Annotated in this window: 21 protein-coding genes and 1 tRNA gene; 13 read left to right on the top strand and 9 right to left on the bottom strand. The window is 71.1% G+C overall.

The window, feature by feature from the left end; all coding sequences use genetic code 11:
- The first annotated feature begins 43 nt into the window (after positions 1-43).
- A complete protein-coding gene (locus tag ABZ406_RS27120) occupies positions 44-955 on the top strand; it encodes a rhomboid family intramembrane serine protease (protein ID WP_357767293.1) in 912 nt (303 codons plus the stop codon).
- On the opposite strand, the gene ABZ406_RS27115 is transcribed toward ABZ406_RS27120, so the two are convergent.
- Positions 948-1,376: a PH domain-containing protein gene (locus ABZ406_RS27115; RefSeq protein ID WP_357767290.1), complete on the bottom strand. Its 429-nt coding sequence runs from the start codon at positions 1,374-1,376 to the stop codon at positions 948-950. The genes ABZ406_RS27120 and ABZ406_RS27115 overlap by 8 nt on opposite strands.
- A gap of 98 nt (positions 1,377-1,474) precedes the next feature.
- Here ABZ406_RS27115 and ABZ406_RS27110 point away from each other — a divergent pair, with 98 nt between their 5' ends.
- Positions 1,475-2,647, top strand: coding sequence for an acetyl-CoA C-acyltransferase (locus ABZ406_RS27110; RefSeq protein ID WP_357767287.1), 1,173 nt, complete (start codon positions 1,475-1,477; stop codon positions 2,645-2,647).
- 19 nt (positions 2,648-2,666) lie between these two features.
- Here the strand turns inward: ABZ406_RS27110 and ABZ406_RS27105 are convergent, their stop codons facing one another.
- Both ABZ406_RS27105 and ABZ406_RS27100 read right to left on the bottom strand, forming a co-directional pair.
- Entirely contained in the window at positions 2,667-3,554 is an 888-nt protein-coding gene (locus ABZ406_RS27105) for a maleylpyruvate isomerase N-terminal domain-containing protein (protein WP_357767285.1), read from the bottom strand.
- Positions 3,555-3,652: 98 nt separating this feature from the next.
- A complete protein-coding gene (locus ABZ406_RS27100) occupies positions 3,653-4,591 on the bottom strand; it encodes a hypothetical protein (RefSeq protein WP_357767282.1) in 939 nt (312 codons plus the stop codon).
- A gap of 185 nt (positions 4,592-4,776) precedes the next feature.
- On the opposite strand from ABZ406_RS27100, the gene ABZ406_RS27095 reads away from it, so the two are divergent.
- The 5 genes from ABZ406_RS27095 to ABZ406_RS27075 all read left to right on the top strand — a co-directional run bounded on the left by ABZ406_RS27095 (position 4,777) and on the right by ABZ406_RS27075 (position 9,298).
- The gene (locus ABZ406_RS27095; RefSeq protein WP_357767279.1) at positions 4,777-5,790 is read left to right on the top strand and encodes a phosphotransferase; all 1,014 of its coding nucleotides are present in this window, start codon (positions 4,777-4,779) and stop codon (positions 5,788-5,790) included.
- 111 nt (positions 5,791-5,901) lie between these two features.
- Positions 5,902-6,408: a hypothetical protein gene (locus ABZ406_RS27090; RefSeq protein WP_357767276.1), complete on the top strand. Its 507-nt coding sequence runs from the start codon at positions 5,902-5,904 to the stop codon at positions 6,406-6,408.
- Between the two features lie 82 nt (positions 6,409-6,490).
- Entirely contained in the window at positions 6,491-7,183 is a 693-nt protein-coding gene (locus tag ABZ406_RS27085) for a response regulator transcription factor (RefSeq protein ID WP_357767273.1), read from the top strand.
- Positions 7,176-8,642 (top strand): HAMP domain-containing sensor histidine kinase, encoded by a 1,467-nt coding sequence (locus ABZ406_RS27080; protein WP_357767270.1) that lies wholly within the window; start codon positions 7,176-7,178, stop codon positions 8,640-8,642. Before ABZ406_RS27085 ends, ABZ406_RS27080 begins: the two co-directional genes overlap by 8 nt.
- Before the next feature lie 56 nt (positions 8,643-8,698).
- Positions 8,699-9,298, top strand: coding sequence for a hypothetical protein (locus ABZ406_RS27075; protein ID WP_357767267.1), 600 nt, complete (start codon positions 8,699-8,701; stop codon positions 9,296-9,298).
- A 70-nt stretch (positions 9,299-9,368) separates the two neighbouring features.
- Here the strand turns inward: ABZ406_RS27075 and ABZ406_RS27070 are convergent, their stop codons facing one another.
- The gene (locus ABZ406_RS27070) at positions 9,369-11,549 is read right to left on the bottom strand and encodes a glycosyltransferase family 39 protein (RefSeq protein WP_357767264.1); all 2,181 of its coding nucleotides are present in this window, start codon (positions 11,547-11,549) and stop codon (positions 9,369-9,371) included.
- 122 nt (positions 11,550-11,671) lie between these two features.
- Here ABZ406_RS27070 and ABZ406_RS27065 point away from each other — a divergent pair, with 122 nt between their 5' ends.
- Positions 11,672-12,379, top strand: a complete 708-nt coding sequence (locus tag ABZ406_RS27065) for a glycosyltransferase family 2 protein (protein WP_357767261.1) — start codon at positions 11,672-11,674, stop codon at positions 12,377-12,379.
- A 101-nt stretch (positions 12,380-12,480) separates the two neighbouring features.
- Positions 12,481-12,954, top strand: a complete 474-nt coding sequence (soxR, locus tag ABZ406_RS27060; protein WP_357767258.1) for a redox-sensitive transcriptional activator SoxR — start codon at positions 12,481-12,483, stop codon at positions 12,952-12,954.
- Here soxR and ABZ406_RS27055 read toward each other — a convergent pair.
- On the bottom strand, positions 12,947-13,945 hold the full coding sequence (locus tag ABZ406_RS27055; protein WP_357767254.1) for an NAD(P)H-quinone oxidoreductase: 999 nt from the start codon (positions 13,943-13,945) through the stop codon (positions 12,947-12,949). The genes soxR and ABZ406_RS27055 overlap by 8 nt on opposite strands.
- Positions 13,946-14,106: 161 nt before the next feature.
- On the opposite strand from ABZ406_RS27055, the gene ABZ406_RS27050 reads away from it, so the two are divergent.
- Positions 14,107-14,193, top strand: a tRNA-Ser gene (locus ABZ406_RS27050).
- Positions 14,194-14,256: 63 nt separating this feature from the next.
- Here ABZ406_RS27050 and ABZ406_RS27045 read toward each other — a convergent pair.
- A complete protein-coding gene (locus ABZ406_RS27045) occupies positions 14,257-15,438 on the bottom strand; it encodes a low temperature requirement protein A (protein WP_357767252.1) in 1,182 nt (393 codons plus the stop codon).
- A gap of 51 nt (positions 15,439-15,489) precedes the next feature.
- On the bottom strand, positions 15,490-15,645 hold the full coding sequence (locus tag ABZ406_RS27040; RefSeq protein WP_357767249.1) for a hypothetical protein: 156 nt from the start codon (positions 15,643-15,645) through the stop codon (positions 15,490-15,492).
- A gap of 143 nt (positions 15,646-15,788) precedes the next feature.
- Here ABZ406_RS27040 and ABZ406_RS27035 point away from each other — a divergent pair, with 143 nt between their 5' ends.
- Positions 15,789-16,331: a YbhB/YbcL family Raf kinase inhibitor-like protein gene (locus ABZ406_RS27035; protein WP_357767246.1), complete on the top strand. Its 543-nt coding sequence runs from the start codon at positions 15,789-15,791 to the stop codon at positions 16,329-16,331.
- A gap of 162 nt (positions 16,332-16,493) precedes the next feature.
- Here ABZ406_RS27035 and ABZ406_RS27030 read toward each other — a convergent pair whose 3' ends face one another.
- Positions 16,494-17,204 carry a class I SAM-dependent methyltransferase gene (locus tag ABZ406_RS27030; protein ID WP_357767243.1) on the bottom strand — a complete coding sequence of 237 codons (711 nt, stop codon included), beginning with the start codon at positions 17,202-17,204 and terminating at the stop codon, positions 16,494-16,496.
- Positions 17,205-17,416: 212 nt separating this feature from the next.
- On the opposite strand from ABZ406_RS27030, the gene ABZ406_RS27025 reads away from it, so the two are divergent.
- Positions 17,417-19,252, top strand: a complete 1,836-nt coding sequence (locus tag ABZ406_RS27025) for a hypothetical protein (RefSeq protein WP_357767241.1) — start codon at positions 17,417-17,419, stop codon at positions 19,250-19,252.
- Positions 19,253-19,274: 22 nt separating this feature from the next.
- On the opposite strand, the gene ABZ406_RS27020 is transcribed toward ABZ406_RS27025, so the two are convergent.
- Positions 19,275-20,051, bottom strand: a complete 777-nt coding sequence (locus ABZ406_RS27020; protein ID WP_357767238.1) for a hypothetical protein — start codon at positions 20,049-20,051, stop codon at positions 19,275-19,277.
- Between the two features lie 324 nt (positions 20,052-20,375).
- Between ABZ406_RS27020 and ABZ406_RS27015 the strand changes: the two genes are divergently transcribed.
- Entirely contained in the window at positions 20,376-21,905 is a 1,530-nt protein-coding gene (locus ABZ406_RS27015) for a peptide deformylase (RefSeq protein WP_357767235.1), read from the top strand.
- Positions 21,906-21,952: the final 47 nt, after the last annotated feature.

Here is a 21,952-nt window from a genome sequence, read left to right as displayed (position 1 = left end):
CGGCGCCGGTGGACCGCGCGGTGGTGGACGGAGGGTCGGCCCGGTGAGCGAGTCTCCGCCGACCACCCCCGTCTGCTACCGGCACCCTGGCCGGGAGACCTACGTCCGGTGCACCCGCTGCGACCGGCCGATCTGCCCGGACTGCATGCGGGACGCCTCGGTCGGGCACCAGTGCCCGGAGTGCGTCGACGAAGGACGTCGCAGTGTCCGACCGGCACGTACCGCCTTCGGCGGCGGTACGGCCGGCCGGCACGGCTATGTCACCAAGGCGCTGATCGCCGTGAACGTGCTGTTCCTGCTGCTCTCCATCGCCTCCGCCCGGGGCGGGGACGCGGCGGTCGGCGGCGCCGGCTTCGGCGGCCTGATGGGTGGCAGCACGCCGCTCACCGAGTGGGGTGCGGTGCTCGGCCGGGCCTACCTCTCCGACTACACCCTCGGCGGGATCGCCGAGGGTCAGTGGTACCGGCTGGTCACGGCGATGTTCCTGCACTACGGCGTGATCCACCTGCTGCTCAACATGTGGGCGCTGTGGGTGCTCGGCCGGTCACTGGAGGCCAACCTGGGGCGGGTGCGGTTCGCCGCGCTCTACCTGATCGCCGGCCTCGGCGGCAACGTGGCCGCGTACCTGTTCAGCAGCCCGCGGGCGGCCACCGTCGGCGCGTCGACAGCCGTGTTCGGTCTCTTCGCCGCGCTGATCATCATCGAGCGCCGGTTGGGCCGGGACATCTCCCGGATCATCCCGATCCTGGTGATCAACCTGGTGTTCACGCTGGCAGTGCCCGGCATCTCGATCCCCGGGCACCTGGGGGGCCTGGTGGTCGGCGGGCTGATGGCGTTGGTGCTCGCGTACGCGCCACGCAGTCGGCGCACGCTCGTGCAGGCCGCCGGCGCGGCGATCATCCTGGTGATCCTGCTCGCGCTCGTCCTGTTCCGGACGGCCCAACTGCTCACCTGACCGGGCGGGCGGCCCTCAGTGCGGCGGCCACCTCTTCCGGGGTGGCCCCCAGGTCGTATCGGCCGAACAGGTGCAGCGAGTTGCCCGCGTCGATCTCCAGGGTCTCGCTGGTCAGCCCCAGTCGGGGTCGCCGGTCGACGGCGATCGCCTCGACCGCCGACCAGGGCAGCAGCCGCCGGCCCGCGAAGCCGTGGATGACGGTGAGCCCCGCCGTGTCCACCGCCAACCGGACCGGCGCGACCAGGTCCCGTACCGCCCAGCCGGCCAGTGCGGCGGCGGCCAGGACGGCGAGCCCCAGGCGGACCGTGTCGCCGTCGGCGAAGAGCAGACCGAGCGCGACGAGCAGAACGCCGCCAGCCAGTTTCGCCGCCGGCAGGCTTACCGGCACTCGCCACTGCCGGGCCGGGGGGTTCTCATCCACCCGCCCAGCATGCCAGCGGACCGCCGGATCGCCGCCTCGGGCGCCGGAGGGGCTGAACGACGTAGGATCGGGGCAGCCCAAGTTACCGGGGAGTAAACATGAGTGACGCGGTCATCGTCGGCGCGGTACGTACCCCGGTCGGGCGGCGCAAGGGCAGCCTCGCCGGCGTCCACCCGGTCGACCTCTCGGCGCACGTGCTGCGCGCCCTCGCGGAACGCACCGGGCTCGACCCGGCCCAGGTCGACGACGTCTACTGGGGCTGCGTGTCCCAGGTCGGCGAACAGTCGTGGAACATCGCCCGCAACGGCGTGCTCGCCGCCGGCTGGCCCGAGACGGTGCCCGGCACGACGCTCGACAGGCAGTGCGGCTCCAGCCAGCAGGCAGTGCACTTCGCCGCCGCGACGGTGCTCTCCGGTCAGGCCGACCTGGTGGTGGCGGGCGGCGTCGAATCGATGACCCGGGTGCCGATGGGTTCCAGTGTGGCCGGCGGCATGCCGTTCAGCGACCAGGTGCGCGACCGCTACCGGGGCGTCGAGGGCTTCGCCGACGACGCGCCGCTGCCGTTCAACCAGGGGGTCGGGGCCGAGCTGATCGCCCAACGGTGGCGCCTCTCGCGTACCCAGCTCGACGAGTTCGCGCTGGCCAGCCACGAGAAGGCAGCCGCCGCGCAGGACGCCGGGGCGTTCGACGCGGAGCTGACCCCGGTGCCGCTCGCCGACGGCGGCAAGTTCAGCGCCGACGAGGGCATCCGCCGGGAGACCTCCCTGGAGAAGCTCGGCGAGCTGGCCACCCCGTTCCGCGCCGACGGCGTGGTGACCGCCGGGTCCGCGTCCCAGATCTCCGACGGTGCCGCCGCCCTCGCGGTGACCACCTCCGACTGGGCCAGCCGCCACGGCCTGCGCCCACTGGCCCGCATCCACACCGCGGTGGTCGCCGCCGACGACCCGGTCACCATGCTCACCGCGCCCATCCCGGCCACCGCGAAGGCGCTGCGCCGCGCGGGGCTGGGCATCGAGGAGATCGGGGTGTACGAGGTGAACGAGGCGTTCGCCCCGGTGCCGCTGGCCTGGCTGGCGGAGACCGAAGCAGACCCGGACCGGCTCAACCCGCGCGGCGGGGCGATCGCCCTCGGTCACCCGCTCGGCGGCTCCGGAGCCCGGATCATGACCACGATGCTTCAGCACATGCGGGACAACGGCATCCGCTACGGCCTCCAGACGATGTGCGAGGGCGGCGGCATGGCCAACGCCACGATCGTCGAGCTGATCTGAGGGCAGCGCCGCACGCCTGTCACCTGGGCCGGGATGGCGGTGGAGGTGCGAGCCGGCTGTTGGGCATGTGCACGACCCGGAGGAACGCGGGCAGTCGCCACGGCCTCGGCCCGCCGATGACGACGTCACGCCGCAGCACCGCCTGCGCGATGCTGATCCGGCCGAACATCATCAGGTTGAACCGGGCGGGGCGGAACGTCACGCTCGCGTCGAACGGGGCATCGGGAGGCGCTACCCACACCCGGTGGTCGCCCAGGGTGAGCGTCGTCGTCGGCACGTACCGCGAGCGGAACTGCACCGACACCTGGTGCCGGGGCATCGGCAGCTCGGTGTTGATCAGCACCCCGCACGAGTCGTCGCGCAGCATGTCGAACATGAACAGCTCCCAGAAGAGCGCGACGTGCTCGTCCGGCATGGGCCAGGGACGGCGGAGCGCCTGGGCGACGTCCCAGCCGTGCACCAGCAGCTCGTTCGTCAGATGGGCGAACAGGCCGCCGACCTTCGGCCGCGCGTTGCCCAGCCAACTGACCGTCGACAGCGGATCGGCAGTCGTCGTCAGGAGGTGGCCGACCATGGTGTTCAGCTGCGTCAGCAGCACCTGCGGGTCGCGTTCGGTGAAGTGGGCGAGCACCTGGTCGTTGACGTCGGCAATAGTGTCCACGTTCGCGGTGGCGAGCAGGTCTTCCAGCCCCGGCACCCGGACGGGGACCTCGGTGCCGTCCAGCCTGGACACGTACAGCAGTGCTATCGCCACCAGGTGCGCGAGCGTGTCGGCCACTGTCCAGTCGGCGGTCGCCATGACTCCGGGCGAGGGCGCGGCGGCCACCAGGTCGGTGAACCGGTCCGTCGCCGTGCGCAGGGCCGTGTTCGCCACACTCCACCGATCCGGATCTGCCGCTCCAGTCATCCGAGAAGCATCGGGCACCTGACGGGCCGGAGCATCTTCGAAAGTGCTGTCTTCGCCGGGGGGCGGCAGGTCCGGATCGGCGTCGGTGGTCGTCGAACTCAGTGGTTGTAGAACATCGTGGGGAACCAGCCGAAGCCGAAGATCGAGGGCACCCGGACGTCCCAGTAGACGACTGTGAAGACCCCGAGGGCGATCAGCAGCGCACCGCTGAGCACCATGCTGCGCCGCACGTCGGCGGCGAGCCAACTGATGAACCGGCCGCGGGTGAGCATGATCAGCAGTGCGAACAGCGCGGTGACCACGACGATGTTGCCGAGGGACTGCAGCACGAACGCCGCCGAACCGTACAGCGGGTTGCCGCTGTCGACAGCCCAGTGGAACAGCTTGTTGAACAGCGGGTACGGCCGGCCGATGAGGAAGCCGCCGATGAGCGCGCCGAGGGTGACCACCCGCGCGACCGGCCGGTCGGCGAACACGTCCGGCACCGTCCGGATCGCGGCCAGCCCGAGGTAGATGAGGGCCAGTCCGATGACGCCGAACACCACCGACGACTGGATGATGCGTACCGGCACCCCACCTGCGGTCTCGGTGGACAGTTGGGGGAGCCGGTCGCCCAGCAGGACCCCGACGAACCCGTAGACGGCGGCGACGGAGACCATGCCCAGGCTGAGGTAGCCGACCGGCCGCAGCAGCAGACGGAGCCGGTCGCCGTTGCCACCGCTCGCCGCGCCGAGCGGCCCGATGGACGCGAGCATCGCGATGTTGCACGCGGTGAAGGTGCCGGCGAGCCCCGACACGAATGCGAACACCAGGCCGGCGGCGGTACCGGAGATCGCCGTCGCCTTCGCATCGTGACCGAGGAGCCCGCTGGCGACGCTGTCTCCGATCACCGAGTCAACGAACTCGTACGACCAGAGGACCGCCAGCAGGACTCCGGCCGCCACGCTTACCGCGATGATGACGCCGTTGCGGTGTGGACGCTCGGTGACGGTGGGGTCCGCGACGTCTCGGGTGACTCTGGTGGGCGTTTCCGTCATGGCTCTACTCCCGGGGCCGACGTGAGCATGATGACTTTGCGCAGCGATGATGTCGCTCAGAGTCGTCTCGGCGCATCTCTTGGAGTGCGCAATCGCGAAGTCTCTGCCCTCTGGTGGAACGCTGCGGCGTGCCGGCGCCGGAAAAGCGGTCCCCAACGTCGGCGAAGCGGCCTAGGGTGCCCAGCGTGACGACGATCGCCAGTGAGCACGCCTTCGACTGGTCCAGCGAGCAGTGGCAGGTGCGGGCCCGGTCCTGGGTCGACGCGCGGCTGAGCGGGTCGGGCCGACGGGTGACCGGGCCGGTGGAGCCCCGGGTGCGTCCGTGGTCGCTGGTCTGGCGGGTGCCCACCGACGACGGGCCGGTCTGGTTCAAGGCCAACAACCCAGGCACCGTGCACGAGACGGTCCTGATCACGGCACTGGCCGAGTGGACGCCCGACCGGGTGCTGACGCCGATCGCTGTGGACCCGGCGCGGGGTTGGTCGCTGCTGCCCGACGGCGGCGAGTCGTTGCGCGACGTGTTGGGGTGCGACCCCGATCTGGCGCACTGGGAGCGGGCGCTGCCCGGGTACGCGGCACTGCAGGTGGCGAGCGAGTCGCGCGCCGACGAGCTGGTCGCCCTGGGAGTGCCGGATCAGCGCCCGGAGGTGCTGGCCGGCCTCTTCGCCGAGCTGCTCGACGATCGCGAGGCGCTGCTGATCGGTGCCGAGGGCGGGCTCGGCCCGGACCTGTACGAGCGGTTGCGGGCGGAGGTGCCGTCGTACGCGCAGCGGTGCCGACGGCTCGCCGACCTCGGTATTCCGGCCACCGTGCAACACGACGACCTGCACGACGGCAACGTCTTCGCCGGCAGTGCCGGGTACCGCTTCTTCGACTGGGGTGACGCCTCGGTGGCGCACCCGTTCGGCACGCTGCTGGTGACCCTGCGCTCCATCGGCCACGCCAGCACGCTCGCCGCCGACGACGCCCGGCTGGTTCGGCTGCGCGACGCGTACCTGGAGGCCTGGACCGACCGGTACGACCGCCGGACGCTCATCGAGGCCGCCGACCTCGCGATCAACCTGGGGCCGGTGAGTCGGTCGCTGTCCTGGCGTCGCGCACTGGACACCGCTGCGGAGTCCCGCGCCGAGTACGCCGACGCGGTCCCCGGGTGGCTGGAGGAGCTGTTCTCCGCCAGCCCACTTGAGCCCAACCCCTGACCATGATCCGTCCGAGTCGGAAGTCGGACAGGCTGTGCGACAGGCGGCGTGGAACTTCCAAAAATTCCGCGTGACCCACGTCACCCCGCTGGGGGTGTCGTTGGGCAGGTCATGGACGTCTTCTCCCGAACGTTCCTCCCGGCCGCCGCCGAGGCTGGCCTGGCCGTGCAGACGGTGAGCCGGCACATGCCGGTCTTCCGGCGCTGCGTCGGCTCCGGTGACGCCACCATCCTGGTCACCCGTTGCAGCCGCCCCGACCGCCCGGTCACCGGCGACTACCTGTTGCTGCTCACGCACCGTCGCCTGGTGGTGACCCAGCAGACCCGCCTCCTGCACCGGCTGCGCCTGCACCTCAACACCGAGTTGCGTGAGCTGAGCAACGTGACCTGGAGCCCGGACCCGCGGCTCCAGTCGGTGGAGATGGCGGCCACCGCTATCGACGGGATCCGTGAGCGGTTCCTCGTCAAGACCAGTCACCCGAAGCAGGTGTGGCAGCTCGACGCGTTGCTCAACCAGGCGTTCCGGACCCGCCTGCGGCCTCCCGGCGCGCGCGTCGTCGCCAGCATCGGTGACACGCCGGCCGTCGCGCGGCCCGGGATGTTCGCCCCGTCCTGGTGACGCCGACCCCTCGTTCCCGCCTTTACCGAACCCGAACACACACCGATCGCGCCGAGCCGTCGCGGTCGGCAATCATGGGCCGGTGACAGTCGAACCACCGCATCGCGGGCTTGTCCTCGTCGTGGAGGACGAGCCGGCCATCGCCGACCTGGTCCGGCTCTACCTCACCCGGGACGGGTTCGGCGTCCACCTGGAACGTGACGGCGAGGCCGGTCTGAGCGCCGCCCGCCGGTTGCGCCCGGTGGCCTGCGTTCTGGACATCGCGCTGCCGGGCCTGCCCGGCACCGAGATCTGCCGCCGGCTGCGCGAGGCCGGCGACTGGACCCCCGTCATCTTCCTCACGGCGCGGGACGACGAGGTGGACCGGATCGTCGGCCTGGAGCTGGGGGCCGACGACTACGTGACCAAGCCGTTCAGCCCACGGGAGCTGGTCGCCCGGGTGCGTGCGGTGCTGCGCCGATCCGCCGGCGGCCCGGAGGGCGCGGACCGGCCGCGTGTCGTCGGCCCGGTGACGCTCGACCCGGCCCGCCGCACCGTCACCGCCGGGGGCGCCCCGGTGCAGCTCACCTCCACCGAGTTCGACCTGCTGGCCCATCTGATGGCCCGGCCCGGCCGGGTCTTCACCAGGGAGGAGCTGCTGGCCGGGGTCTGGGGTTACGCGGCGCACGCCGGCACCCGGACGGTGGACGTGCACGTCGCCCAGGTGCGCGCGAAGCTCGGCCCGGCGAGTGTGATCCGGACCCACCGCGGCGTGGGGTACGCGGTCGATGCCTGATCACCCTGGGCGCGTGGATTCGCCGACCATGGCTCTGCCGGTGGTCGGCGCGAACGCACCCACCGCACCTCGGCGAGGCCGGTTCGGCCGTACGCTGACCGCCCGCGCGGTGCTCGTCACCTGCGCGGTGGCGCTGGTGTCGGTGCTCGTCACCGCCATCGTCGCGGTGCCGTTGGCGATCCGGGGCGCGGAGCGGAGCGAGCAGCAGGCGCTCGCCGCCCAGGCCCGGCTCGCGGCCGAGGTGCTGCGGACCCGCCTCGACCGGGGTCGCAGCGCCGACGAGGAACGGCTCATCCAGCAACTGCGCGACCAGGGCATCGACGCGTACCTGATCCGGCGCGGGGCGGTCGACCGGGAGGGTCTGCCACAGCGGGTGGTGCAGCGGATCGGGCAGGGCCGCAACGTGTCGGCCCGCCGCTCGGTGAACGGTGCACGGGCCCTGGTCGAGGGTCGGGCCCTGCCCGGCGGCAACGGGGTGGTGCTGTCCCGTCCGCTGGCCGACGGGCTGTGGGCCCGGGTGCTGCTCAGCCTCTGGTTGCCGCTGCTGGCCGGGTTGACCGCCGGTGTGGTGGCCGGGCTGCTGCTGGCCCGTCGGCTGGCCCGGCCGATCCGGGTCGCGGCCACCGCCGCCGCCCGGCTGCGGGCCGGTGAACGCGCCGTCCGGGTTCCGGTCGAACCGCCGGACGAGGTCGCCGACCTGGCCGAGGCGTTGAACGGGCTGGCTGCCGCACTGGCCACCAGCGAGGGCCGGCAGCGGGAGTTCCTGCTCTCCGTCTCGCACGAGCTGCGCACCCCGCTGACTGCTATCCGGGGGTACGCCGAGGCGCTCGCCGACGGGGTGCTCGGTGCCGACGACACTGTGGACACCGGCCGGACGATGCTGACCGAGGCCCAACACCTGGACCGGCTGATCGGCGACCTGCTGGCACTGGCCCGCCTGGAGGCCGCCGACTTCCCTCTGGAACCGGTGCCGGTGGACCTGACCGGGCTGGCAGTGGACGCGGAACCGACCTGGTCCGGTCGGTGTGCCGCGGTGGGCGTGCCGTTCCGGGTGGAGACGCCCGGTCAGCCGGTGCCCGCGTACACCGATCCGGGGCGGATCAGGCAGGTGCTCGACGGGTTGCTGGAGAACGCGCTGCGGGTCGTACCCCCGGGGTCGCCCGTGGTGCTCGCGGTCCGGCCGGCTGGCGCGGACCCGGCGCTCGGCGGCGTGTTGGAGGTTCGCGACGGCGGGCCCGGCTTCACCGACGACGACCTGGCGGTGGCCTTCGAACGCGGTGCGCTGCACCAGCGTTACCGGGGGGTGCGCAAGGTGGGCAGTGGGCTGGGGTTGGCGCTGGCCGCCGGGCTGGTCCGGCGGTTGGGTGGGGAGATCGCCGCGGGGCACGCACCGGAGGGCGGTGCCGCCTTCACCGTCCACCTGCCCGGTGATCCTTACCTGACCCGAACATCGGCCTGACGCTCCGCTCGTCGTTCCGGGGAAGGCTGAGGGCTCCACTGACGAGAGGGAGAGTCATGCCACGTTGGGGTATCGCCACCGGCACCACGGCACTGTTCGCGGCGGTCGCGCTCGGCGTCAGCGGCTGCGGCGCGGCCGAGGTGGCCAGCCAGCCCGCCCGGGACGTAGCGGTCGATGTCGCCGCCGCCATGGGGGTCGAGGGTCAGGCGCTGACCGCGATGGGCTTCGACGCCGACGACCTGGACGTGCAGACCATCGCCGCACCTGCCACCCCCACGCCGGACGCGTCTCCCAGCGCGAAGGAGAAGGGCCGGGAGAAGCGCGGCGAGGAGTGGCGCAAGCGCCGCCAGGCCCGCGTGCTGCTGCGCAAGAACACCCTGCACGGTGAGGCGGTGGTGAAGACGAAGGACAGCGGTACGCAGACGGTCGTCGTGCAGCGCGGTGAGGTGACAGCGATCGACGGTGACTCGGTGACCGTCAAGTCCACCGACGGTTTCACGATGACCTGGAGCTTCGGCGACGACCTGCGGGTGGTCGAGCGGCGGGCGACAGTGCAGCCGAGTGAGGTCAAGGTCGGGGCGACGCTCGGCGTGGCCGGTGCGAAGGACGGCGACAAGGGCGTGGCCCGACTCATCCTCGTTCCGCGCGCCAAGTGAGAGCGGGGGCCCTGGTCGACGCCAGGGCCCCCGCCTTCCGCGTCGTGGCGGCGCTGGGCTGGCTTCTGGGTCAGCGGCCCGGCGGCAGTGCGTAGCCGACGTAGCTGCGGAACTCCAGCCGCCAACCGGCCGGGACGAGTGTGGCGCAGGCCGCCCTACTGCCGGTGCAGACGATCGCGTCGACCGAGGACGGCTCCGCCGGCGGACGATCGGGCAGTACGGACTGCAACGCCACCAGATCCGGTGAGCCACCGTCGGGCTGCCGCAGCAGCAGCCACCACGGGTACTCCCAGTTGTCGTTCTGCTGCGCCAGCCCGATCCGTCGCGCACCGCTGTCCTGGACCGCCGTCGCCGCCCAGCGGAACTCGTCGGCCCACTGTGGACGGCGCAGGAACCGGGTGTCCCAGTCCGAGGTGGTGAAGACCGAGCCGGAACCGACCAACCGGCGCGGGAAGCCGTACGACAGCGCGAGCACTCCGGCCAGCGCCGAGGCGGCAAGCACAGTGACGGCCGCCACGGTGGCTATCGACCGGCGCCCACCCGCGCGCTCGCGCAGGAGCGCGTCCAGCCAGAGGCCGGCCAGGGGTACGGCCAGCACCACGGCGTAGAGGAGCAGCCGGTTTCCCCATGGCTGCCACTTGATCATTGCGGTGTGCAGCAGTGCGGCGGTGACCACCACCCCGGCGTACGCCCGCAGCGACCCGGCCCGCTCGGGGGCGACCCGCAGTGGTCGGGCGAGCGCGATCACCGCACCGATCACCGCCAACGCGCCGGCCAGTGGAAACGCCACCCGGTCCTCGTCCGGATACCAGGCCGGCTCCGGAAACCGTTCCCGCCCGAAGGTGATCGCCCGGTCCTGCGGGTCGACCCCGACCGCCTCGGCACCACTGATGATCACGTCGGCCCCGGCCCGACGCAGCGGCGCGAGCGGGGTGTCGAAGGCGGTGTGCCCGATCCGCAGCCCGTTGACAACTATCGACGCCGGGTCGTGCCGTTCCATCGGGATGGACTCGCGGAGCCGGGGTGGCCCCAGCGGGTGCCCGAACTCGGCTGTCACCCGGGCCAGGAACGGGCCGACCACCACGGCCGCCACCACCAGGATCAGCACCGAACCGCCGACCGTGCGAGCCAGCCCACCGACCAGCCCGGACCGCCGACCCTCGCCCGGCGCTGCCGTGCTCTCGGCCCGGGCCAGCCTCAACTGGGCCAGCCCCCAGAGCACCAGCAGCGGGCCGACAGCTATCAGTCCGCTGGTCTTGGTCACCGCGGTCAGCCCGGTGGCCGCCCCCAGCCCGAGCAGCGTGCCCCAGCCGGTCCGTCGACGCAGCCCGTCCAGCACCAGCGTCGCCGCGCAGGCCACCCACGCCGCGCAGACCAGGTCGGTCTGCGTGCTTGTCGCCTGGAGCACCACCATCGGCGTGGTCGCCAGCACGAACGCGGTGAGCAACTGGGCCCGCCGCCCGCCGCCGAGTTGCGCGGTGATCCGCGCGGCCACCAGGAGGCAGACCACCCCGGCCGCCCACTGCACCAGGTTGTACAGCTGATCCCCGCCGGTGAGCAGACGCAGGTGCAACAGCAGGTACTCGGCACCGGGCGGGATGGTCACCTGCCGGTGGATGGCGGTGGGCCAGAAATCCAGGTCGCCCTGGGCGACCCAGTGCTCCACCTTCGGCAGGTGATAGGTCTGCGAGTCGAAGTTGTTCGGCTCGGCCAGCAGTGCGACAAGCAACTCCACCAGGACCAGCCCGCCGATAGTGCCGGCGAGGAGGCGTTCGCCAGGCCGGGCCGTACGCCAGGTGTCGGCCGCCGTGGCCAACAGGCCGGCGGGCCCCCGGCCGGCCCGGGGCGGCGCGGGCTCGGGATCGGAGCGCTCAACGAGCGGTACGGAAACGTCGGAGCCACCGCCGGACGCCACCGCGCCCACTGTCACTGGCTCAGCACCGACTGTCACCGATTCCGTTGCGGACGGCTGCCCGAGGCGGGTTGCCCGTCGCCACCGCAGGCCCGCCGCCGTGGCGGCAGCGGCCAGGAAGAGCAGCCAGGCGGCGACGAACGCCTGCCGGGTCAGCGCATGCGAGGCACCCAGCACCTCGACGACGACGACCGCGTACGCCCCGCCGAGCAGGACGGCGCGCACCACGCCGAGCCGCAGCGGTGCCACCGCACCAACCTCGCGTGGCCGCAGCGCGATGGTGAGCAGGACCAACGCGGCGGCGGGAACCGCCGCGAGCAGGGAGCCGGCAGCCGACATGGCGGAAGTAAACACCATGGATCTGAAACCGCCGCGCCGACTGCCCACGGTGGCGGTACGCGGTTAACAAACCAACCAGGCTAGGCTATGGCCGTCGTGTTGCCGCCACCGTGGAGATTCCCGTGAAGCTCTCGATCCTCATGCCGGTCTACAACGAGGAAGAACGCATCGCGGATGCCCTCAAGCAGGCGCTGGCGGTCGACTATCCCTGTGAGATCGAACTCCTCATCGTCGACGACGGCAGCCGGGACGGCACCGGCGAGATCCTCGGTCGCGCCGACGACGCGCGTCTGCGGGTCATCACCCACCAGCGCAACGCCGGCAAGGGTGCCGCCATCAAGACGGCTGTCGACAGCGCCGAGGGCGACTACATGGTCATCCTCGACGCCGACCTCGAGTACGACCCGCAGGACATCCCCAAGCTGCTCGACCCGGTGCTCGACGGGCGGGCCACGGTGGTCTACGGCAACCGCACCTTCGGCAGCCACAGTGCCTACAGCTTCTGGTACGTGATGGGCAACAAGGGCGTCACGATGGCGGCCAACGTGCTGTTCAACTCGTACATCGGTGACCTGGAGACCTGCTTCAAGCTGATGCCGGTGGCGCTCTACCGCTCGCTCGAGGTGCGCTCGCGCGGCTTCGGCATGGAGGCCGAGGTGACCGGCAAGCTGCTGCGTCGCCGGATCCGGCCGTACGAGGTGCCGATCAGCTACCGTGCGCGCGGCCGCGAAGAGGGCAAGAAGATCACCTGGAAGGACGGCGTCGAGGCGATTTGGATCCTCGGGCGCGAGCGCGCTCGCCGTCGCCCCGCCGTCTCCGCCGCCAACTGACCCCGGTCAGGTGCGACACCGACCACCGCGGGCGGTGGTCGGTGTCGCCGGCAGGCCGCTAGTGTTTGAGTTGAAGTCAACTTCAACTCAAGGATCTGGTGATGGCGGATCTACTGACGATCGGTGAGCTGTCCGCCCGTTCCGGGGTGGCGCCGTCGGCGCTGCGCTACTACGAGCGACTCGGGCTGATCCGCGCCGACCGCACCGGCGGTAACCAGCGCCGCTACGCCCGCGCCGAGTTGCGGCGAGTCGCCTTCATCCGCATCTCCCAGCAGGTCGGCGTCTCGCTCGACGAGATCCGGGAGGCACTCGACTCCCTCCCCGAGGCCCGCACCCCCAGCCCGCAGGACTGGGCGCGCCTCTCCGCGAGCTGGCGCAGCCGGCTGAACGAGCGGATCCGGCTGCTCACCAAGCTCCGCGACGACCTGGACGGCTGCATCGGCTGCGGCTGCCTCTCCCTGCAGCGCTGCACCCTCAACAACCCCCAGGACACCCTGGCCGGGGAGGGCCCGGGCGCCCGGCTCGTGCTGCCCCGACCGACCGACGACCCGACGCTGGCAAGCGCCCTCAACTGACCGCCGCCCCGCCGCCGGCCGGGCGGGTCAGCAGCACCTTGCCGAAGTGATCGTGCGACTCGACGAGCCGGTGCGCCTGCGCCGCCTCGGTCATCGGAAGCCGCCGGTCGACGATCGGCCGGATCCGGCCCGCCTCGACCAGCGGCCACACCTCGTCCCGTACGCCCTGGACGATCTCCGCCTTCTCGGCGAGCGGACGGGACCGTAGCGACGTCGCGGTGATGCTCGCCCGCTTGGTCATCAAGGCGGAGAGATTCACCTCGCCCTTGCGCCCACCCTGCATCCCGATCACCACGAGCCGACCGCCGGTGGCCAGCGCCGACACGTTCCGCCCCAGGTAGGACGCGCCCATGATGTCCAGGATGACGTCCACGCCGCGCCCGTCGGTGACCCGCTGGGCCTCCTCGACGAAGTCCTGCTCCTGGTAGTCGATCACGTGTGCCGCACCCAGCTCACGCAGCCGGGCGTGCTTGGGCTCCCGTGCGGTGGTCAGCACTGTCACACCGAGCGCCGCGCCGAGCTGCACGGCGAAGGTGCCGATCCCACTGCCACCGCCGTGCACCAGCAGCGTCTCGCCCGCGCCGAGCCGCGCCACCTGGACCAGGTTCGACCAGACCGTGCAGGCCACCTCGGGCAGCGCCGCCGCGTCGACCGGGTCGCAGGCCGGGACCGGCAGCAGTTGCCCGGCCGGGACGGCGACCCGCTCCGCGTACCCGCCGCCGGCCAGCAACGCACAGACCTGCTGCCCGACCGCCCACCCGGCGACGTCCGCGCCAACCTCAGTGATCACCCCGGAGCATTCCAACCCGGGGTACGCGGGCGCGCCCGGCGGTGGCGGATAGGCCCCCTGCCGTTGTAGCAGGTCAGCGCGGTTCACCCCGCTGGCCCGCACGTCCACGATCACCTCGTCCGGCCCCGGCTCCGGGTCGGGCACCTCGGCCCAGACCAGCGCGTCGGGTCCACCGGGCTCAGGAATCGTGACGGCTCGCATGGGGCCAGTCTTCCCGATCTCACCGGGTGCCGCAGGCGCACCGTCCAGCCCACTGTGGACACCGCAGACCGCCTGGCCGGAGAACCGGGGAGGGACGCCGGGCCGTCCGGAGCGAGCCGTGGCAGACTATGCGTGGCCGTACGCCCACGGGTGGCGGTCCAGGAGGGTTCGCCTAGTGGCCGATGGCGCTGGTCTTGAAAACCGGTAAGGCAGCGATGTCTTCGTGGGTTCGAATCCCACACCCTCCGCCCACCTTGATCCACTGGACTTTCCGGAAGTCGGGGCGTCCGGGCTCCTCGGACACCCCGACTTCACTGAGCCCGAGGTGATCTCCGGGTCCAGGCCTCGTAGCTGAGCAGCACCACGAGAAACACGGTGAGCAGGCTGAGGGCGGCCAGGCCGGGCAGGTAACGGCCGACGGGCAGTAACAACAGCGCCACGACGGGAGCGACGAGCTGCCCCGGTCGTACGCACCGGACGCTGAGCACCAGGAACGTCGCCCGGCCCGCGAGGTACAGGGCGGTCCCGCCGAACAGCGCGATGGCCGGGATCCAGTGCAGGGCTTCGTGGGACTGTCCCTGTGTCATGGCGGCGAGCACCTCTTCGACTCCCAGCGCCACGTAGATGGTCCCGGCGAGCAGCGGGAGGTGGGCGACGCTGTACGCATTGCCGGCCACGAAGCCCCGATGCAGCCCGGAATCCGTCGTCAGCGCGTTCCCGGCGCTCGCCGCGCTCGGGAAGTACAGCCAGTACAGGCAACCTGTGACGGTGAGGGTGAGCAGCGCCGCCGCCAGGGTCGGCCAGTGGATAGCCTGTGTTCCGATTCCGGCGCCGACCGAGATCAGGGACTCGCCGAGAGCGATGATCACCACTAGGCCGTGCCGCTCCGCGAAGTGGCCGGGACTGCGTATCGGCCACCCGCCTACCAGCAGGGCGAGCACGCCGCCGCCCATGTCGATGACGAGCGCCAGCGCCCAGAGCAGGATCTGCGCGGTGCCGCCGACCATCGCTCCGACAACGAGCGGAATCCAGGACAGCGCTGTGGTGAGGGCGTAGAGCCGAACGGTCCTGAGTCGCCGGGGGTCGTCCACCGACACCCAGTAGAAGAGGATGAACTGGGTGGACCGCACCACTGCGTACGCCAGCACCAGGATCAGCCTGGCTGTCCTCGTCCCCGGACCGGTTTCCCAGGCCTCGGGGAGGACGAGCGCGATGAGGAAGACGGCTCCCATCGCCACGGCTATGCCGACCCGGATCAGCCCGACGTCGATCCGGACGTAGTTGCCCAGCCAGGCGTAGACCAGCCACGAGTTCCAGAGCAGCATGAGGACGAGCAGCCCCTGCACGAGGGTCACGGCCGTGGGGTGCTCGCTCATGAACGTGGTGACCCGGATGAGGCCGAAGACGAGCACCAGGTCGAAGAAGACCTCGAACAGCGTCGGTCGGTGCGTCTCCGCGGTGACGACTGGCCGCGACCGGAAGAACCGCCCCATCAGGTCATCTTGACGGTTCGCGGCGGGGCGGTCCGGTGCCCCGCGTCCCGGTCACTCCGGCGGGTCTGCGGGCCTCCGCTGCCTGCGGATCGTCTCCTCGGCCAGTCGCTCGACAGCGCGTCGGCGTTCGTCAGCGATTGCTCGTTCGTTCCGGCGGCGGAACGCGGTGATGACAGCTACCGCGAAGTCCCGCCAGATGCCGGCCACGATGTCCCCCTGCGGAACGCTGCCCGACCTCAAACGTAGCTCTGCGAAACCACAGACGGTCAGCGCGCGCTTCCGGTCGTCGGGAACGCCGTGGCGGGGTAAGAAGGGGCTGGTATCTCCGCAACTCGGAAGGACTCGTCCCCATGACCCTGGAACGACCGATCGCCCCGGACCCGTACGAGCTGCTGCCGACGCTGCCCTCGTTCACGCTGACGAGCGACGACGTGCAGAACGGCGAGCCGATGGACGCCCGGCACGCCCACGGCAGCACCGGGGGCGACAACGTCTCGCCGCAGCTGACCTGGTCGGATTTCCCCGCCGAGACGAAGAGCTTCACGGTGACCTGCTACGACCCGGATGCGCCGACCGGCAGTGGTTTCTGGCACTGGGTGCTGGTGAACGTGCCGGTCAGCGTCACCCAGTTGCCCACCGGCGCCGGCGGTGCGGCGGGCACCGACCTCGGCGGGGCGTTCTCGGTCCGCAACGACTACGGCGATCAGGGGTACGGCGGCGCGGCTCCGCCGCCCGGTGACCGCCCGCACCGGTACGTGTTCGCCGTGCACGCTCTCGACGTCGATCGCCTGGACCTGACCCCGGACGCCACTCCCGCCTACGTCGGCTTCAACCTGACGTTCCACACCCTGGCAAGGGCAGTGATCCGCCCCACGTACCAGATCAAGGAGTAACCCCCCGGCGCCCCGCGCTCCCGCCCTCAAGCTCCCGCGATCTTGCACTTTCTATCCCGACATTCCTGACCTGACAGGCATAAGGACAACCGAAAGTGCAAGATCGGCGGGGCGGGGCGGGGCGGGGCGGGGCGGGGCGGGGCAGGGTTGGAGCCAGGACAGTCAGGCTGGGACTCGGGCTACGGCGAAGACGGACTGGCCGAACGGCGGGAGGACGAGCTGTTCGGCGGCCTTGGTGGCGGGGAGGACGAGGGTGTCGTACACCTTGACCATCGGGCCCTCCTTTGGCATCAGCCGGAAGACCTTGGTGGCCATGAAGTAGCCGATCAGCCCGAGCGCGTTGGCGTAGTGGATCTTCTCGATGGTCAGCCCGGCCTCGGTCATCGCCGCTCCGAGCGTCTTCTTCGTGTAGCGGCGGACGTGCCCGGTGGCGATGTCGGCAGGGCCCATCGCGAACTGGAACGCCGGCACGATGATGATCACGGCCCCGCCGGGTCGGACCAGATCACGCATGCTGCTGAGCGCGCCCACGTGGTCCTCGATGTGCTCCAGGACGTTGTACGAGACGGCGGCGCTGTAGTCGCCGCGGTCGTTGTGCGGCAGCAGCATCTGCCGGACGTTGATGTTCGGACGGTCGGCGAGGCGTTCCTTGAGCTGCACCAGCCGGTCCGGGTCGGCCTCGGTGGCGGTGAACCGGGGCAGCCGCTCGGACCATTCCAGCGCGTAGTCACCGAGGCCGCTGCCGATCTCGATCGGGTCGTCGCCGAGGTACGGCACGGCCAGTTCGATGAACCAGCGACGGTGGTTGACAGCGGTTGCCAGGCCTTCCAGCACCTCGGACTGCACACGCTGATCCCCAGTGATTTCTGCCATGCGTCGATTCCTCACGATATGAACTCGACCCGTGCCTGGACCGACAGAGTGAATCATTCGCTGGGACGGCGAAAGAATCGGGGCATCGGGGTGGCCGAATTGTGGTCGGGGGGTGGGTTCGTGATCGGCGGTCGGCGAACCCGGCACATAGTACGGCAGTACCCCGAAACATGTCACTGTGGTGCCAGGCGCTGACTACCCTGTGAATTGTCATGACTACTCCTGAACCGGACGTGCCCAGCGACAGCGGCGGCCCGGCCGCCGCGGCGTCGGCGGAGGGGGCCTCCGGTGCTGCCCGGCCTTCCCGTGCGGGGAGGTGGGCCGATCTGGCCGCCGTGCTGAGTTTCGTGGTGCTTGGCTTCTGGGTCACCTGTCGGCTGTGGCTGGACCCCGGCAGCGATGTCCGGGACAACCAGTCTGATCAGTCGCAGTTTGAATGGATGATGGCTCACGGTGCGCGAGTAGTCACGCACTTTGCGTATCCGTACCATTCCAATCAGATGAACGTCCCTGACGGCGTGAATCTGATGGCCAATACGTCCGTATTATCCATTTCATTGCCAATGACGCCTGTCACCCTGTTGTTCGGGCCTCGGGCGTCATTCCTGGTCTTCCTGACCGCCGGCCTGATTGCCACGGCCACGGCCTGGTATTTCCTGCTCTCCCGGGTCCTGATCGGCAGCCGAGGGCCGGCGTGGCTGGGCGCGGGCTTCTGCGCGTTCGCGCCGGCCATGGTGTCGCACGCCAACGGGCACCCGAACATCGTGTCCCAGTTCGTCGTCCCGTTGATCATCTGGCGCACGCTGCGACTCGGCGAACCGGGCCGCTGGCTGCGCAACGGGGTCCTCCTCGCCCTCGTCATCGTCTGGCAGGCGTTCCTCAACCTGGAGATCCTGCTGATGACAGCGATCGGCCTCGGCGTGGTCATCGCGGTGCTCGCCCTCGGCCGCGCGGATCTGCGCTCGCGGACCCGATCCTTCCTCGCCGGCCTGGCCGTCACCGCCGTGGTCGCCGGGCTCCTGCTGGCGTACCCCCTGTACGTCCAGTTCTTCGGACCGGACGCGTACTCCGGGCTGTCCCGCCTGATCCGCGGCTACTCCAGCGACCTGGCGTCGTTCGCCGCATACTCCCGGGAATCACTCGCCGGCAGCGCGCGCACCGCCGCGGGCCTGGCCAAGAACCCGACCGAGGAGAACAGCTTCTTCGGCTGGGGGTTGCTGGTGCTGGTGATCGCCCTGGTCTGGTGGCTGCGCCGCTCGATAGTGGTGCTCGCGCTGGCCGCGCTCGGGTTGCTCTTCGCGGTGCTGTCGCTGGGGCGGGAGGTCCGCTTCGACAACCGGGGTACTGGTGTGCCGGGCCCCTGGGCGGCGCTGGAGAACCTGCCCATCCTGCACTCGGTGGTGCCGACGCGCTGGGCGCTGGCGATCACCCCGATCATCGGGCTGCTGCTCGCCTACGGCGCCGAACGTGCCCGCGAGGTGGCCGGCGCGCATCCGGCAGCCCGGGGGCAGGTCCGCTTCGTCACCGCGACAGTGCTCACGATGGCCCTGCTGCCGATCGTCCCCACCCCGCTGCCGGTGGCCCACCTCGAACCGATCCCCACATTCGTGACGAGTGGGGCGTGGCGGCCGTACGTGGCTGGTGGGCGCAGTGTGGTGACACTGCCGTTGCCGGACACCACGTACGCGGAGCCACTGCGTTGGTCGGCGGCGACCCGCCTGGACATGCCGCTGGCCCGTGGTTACTTCCTCGGCCCGGACACCCGCCCGACCGCCGACCCGCCGAAGGTCGCGCTGTTCGGTGCCACTCCCCGCCCCACCAGCAGCTTCTTCGCCACCATCAGGCGTACGGGGGCGGTGCCGCCGATCACACCGCAGAGTCGGGTCCGCGCGGTCGACGACCTGCGCTACTGGCGGGCGGGGGTGGTCATCCTCGGGCCACACGAGCAGGAGGCCGCGCTCCGGCGGGGGATGACCGAGCTGACCGGGATCCAACCGGCCTTCACCGGCGGGGTGTGGGTGTGGGACGTCAGGTCGTTGACCGACTGAGGCGTGCGTCTCGGCAGAGGCCCTAGCGGACGCAGCAGCCCTGGCAGACCTTCGGCCGGGGCAGGGTGAAGGCGAGACAGCAGGTGCGGCGCTGCACCGTCGGCTCACCCGTCGGCCCGGGCACCAACTCGATCAGGTCGGTGAGGTCGAGTGCGCCGAGCAGGGTGTCGATGCTCTGCACCGTGGAGCCAGGCAGTGCGTCGGCGGCCCGCAGGATGCCGTGTGCGATGCCGGAGGCGACCGAGCCGAGCAGTGTCCGGGTGCCCACCCGCACCTCGGACTGGATCGCGGTGATGAGCGGCGCCAGGTGGGCGTCGAGCAGTGACGCGCGCAGCGCGGCCAACAACTCCGCCTCGTCGGCGACGACGCGTACCTCAGGCAGGCCGGCGAGCGCCAGCGGGTCGTTCGGCAGCACCGCCACTGTGGTGCCCCGGCGCAGGCCCATGGTGAGCAACTGCCGGTGGTCCTCGAAGTGGATCAGCAGGTCGGCCGGACCAAGCAGCGGCACCCGCCGGGCGGAGGCCCAGCCGAGCACTACCGGCAACGCGGCCCAGTAGCTGTACGACTTCCAGGCCAGCGCCGCGCAGGCGTGCGGGGTGCCACCCCAGCGGACGGCGGCGCCGTTCAGCAGCTCCGGCAGCCGGGTGCCGTCGATGAGGGTGGTGGCGGGTGCCCAGCCGAGCTCGTCGTCGACAAGCAGGCCCCGGGCGAGCCCGGGGAGGTCGTCGGTGCCGAACATGGCGCGGAGCGCTGCGGTGACGGGGGCGAGCGGCGTGGTGGTGGCCTGCTGCCTCGGCATCACCGCTGTCACCTGAGCCGTCCCCCGTCTGCGTGACCGAGGAGTGCGCCCCGGCGGACGAACCAGTGCCGTCCTGAGCTAAGGCTAGCCTAACCAGACCCCGGGCCGTAAGGGAAGCCTCACCTTGGTCACATCCCGGACGCCCGGGCCCGCCATCCCGCGAGAAGTAGCGCTTCGCGTACTACCCGGAGTCAGTGCTGGGAAACGCGGTCGCACAATCGATGGTCATCGGTGAATTGTCAAGCCGTGTGTCGAAAACATGCCACATACGTGTGTGCTCGGCCACGGAACGTGAAACTTATATCCCCGGCCCCGAGGAAGCTGATGACGACCTCACCCCTCGAACGGGCTGCCGACTCCTTCGCGGCCGAGCTCGCCAGGCAACGGACCGGGCGCGGGTTGTCCAAGAAGCAACTGGCCGTCCTGATGGGGTTCGACCCGTCCTACGTGAGCCACGTCGAGGGGCGCCGGCACCGTCCGACCGAGGACTTCGCCCGCCGCGCGGAAGCTGTCCTGGAGGCCAGCGGTGCCATCTGGCAGCGCTTCCGGGAGTACGACGACCTACGGCACGCCCGGACGGGTCAACCGCAGCGCGAGCCGTACCTGCCGGGGCAGTGGCTGCCACCCGGCACCGGCCTGGTCGTGGAACGGGAACTGGCCACCCTCGTCCACACCGACGACGGCTACCGGTGCGTCATCCACCGTGAGCTGTACAACGCCGGCACCGAGCCGGTGACCCGCTACCTGGCCCGGGTCGCCGTCGACCGTTACCCGAACGACCCCGGCCGCTCCAACCGGCACCACCGGGAGCACCCCCTCACCTTCGCCGAGCTGCAGATACAGGCCCACCGGGACGACGGCGGGGGCGACCCGGAGCCGATGCACTGGCGCGCCAAGCACGACCGCGACGCGTTCAAGGAGATCTGGCTGCTCTTCGAGAACGGGGAGCGACGCTTCCCCCTCTACCCCGGCGACCGGGCCACCATCGAGTACGCGTACAGCGTCGGGCACGAGAAGTGGGGCCCCTGGTTCCAGCGAGCCGTCCGACTACCCACCCGGCAGCTCGCCGTACGCCTGGACCTGCCGGCGGCGCTCGACCCACAGGTCTGGGGCGTGGAAACCTCGCTCAGCGCGGAGGAGGGCCCGCTGCGGACCGCGCCGCAGCGTCACGACGAGAGCGACCGGGCGATCTACGACTGGCAGACCGACGACCCACCGTTGAACGCCAGGTACCGGATGCAGTGGCGGTTCCGCGCCCGCCCGGACACCGAACCGGACCTCGGCCCCGGCAGCACCCGCGTCCGACCCAGCGACCGGATGCGCGGCCTCGGCATCGTGCAACGGGGGGACGACGTGCTCCGTCAGCGCGCCCGCCCGTTCGACCTGCCCACCGAGGAACACGTCGCCCGGGACGTGGTCGACCGGCTCACCATGGCCCTCGCCCGACTCGACGAACTGCACCCGTTCAGCAAGGGAGTGGGCGTCGCCGCGCCGCAGTTCGGCATCGGCCGCGCGGCGGCCGTGGTGCGACCGCCCGACCGCTCGGCGGAACCTGTCGTACTGCTCAACCCCCGGGTGGTCGACGCCGACCCGGAAACCGACGAACAGTACGAGGGCTGCCTCTCCTTCTTCGACCACCGAGGTCTGGTGCCCCGACCGCTGCGACTGGACGTGGAGCACGCCCAGTGGGACGGCAGCCGGATCATCACGTCGTTCGCGTTCGGCATGGCCCGGCTGGTAGCCCACGAGATCGACCACCTGGAAGGCCGGCTCTACGTCGACCGGATGGCACCCGGCGTGCCGTTGGTGCCGGTGGAGGAGTACCGCGAGACCGGCAACCCCTGGCGCTACTAGACCGGGAACAGGAAGGGGCCGGGGCGCGTGCCCCAGGGGGCGGGGGC

Source organism: Micromonospora sp. NPDC005710 (assembly GCF_040630995.1).
Classification (GTDB): domain Bacteria; phylum Actinomycetota; class Actinomycetes; order Mycobacteriales; family Micromonosporaceae; genus Micromonospora.
The sequence above is the reverse complement of the archived record's forward strand: the minus strand, read 5'-3'. Positions and strand labels throughout refer to the sequence as shown.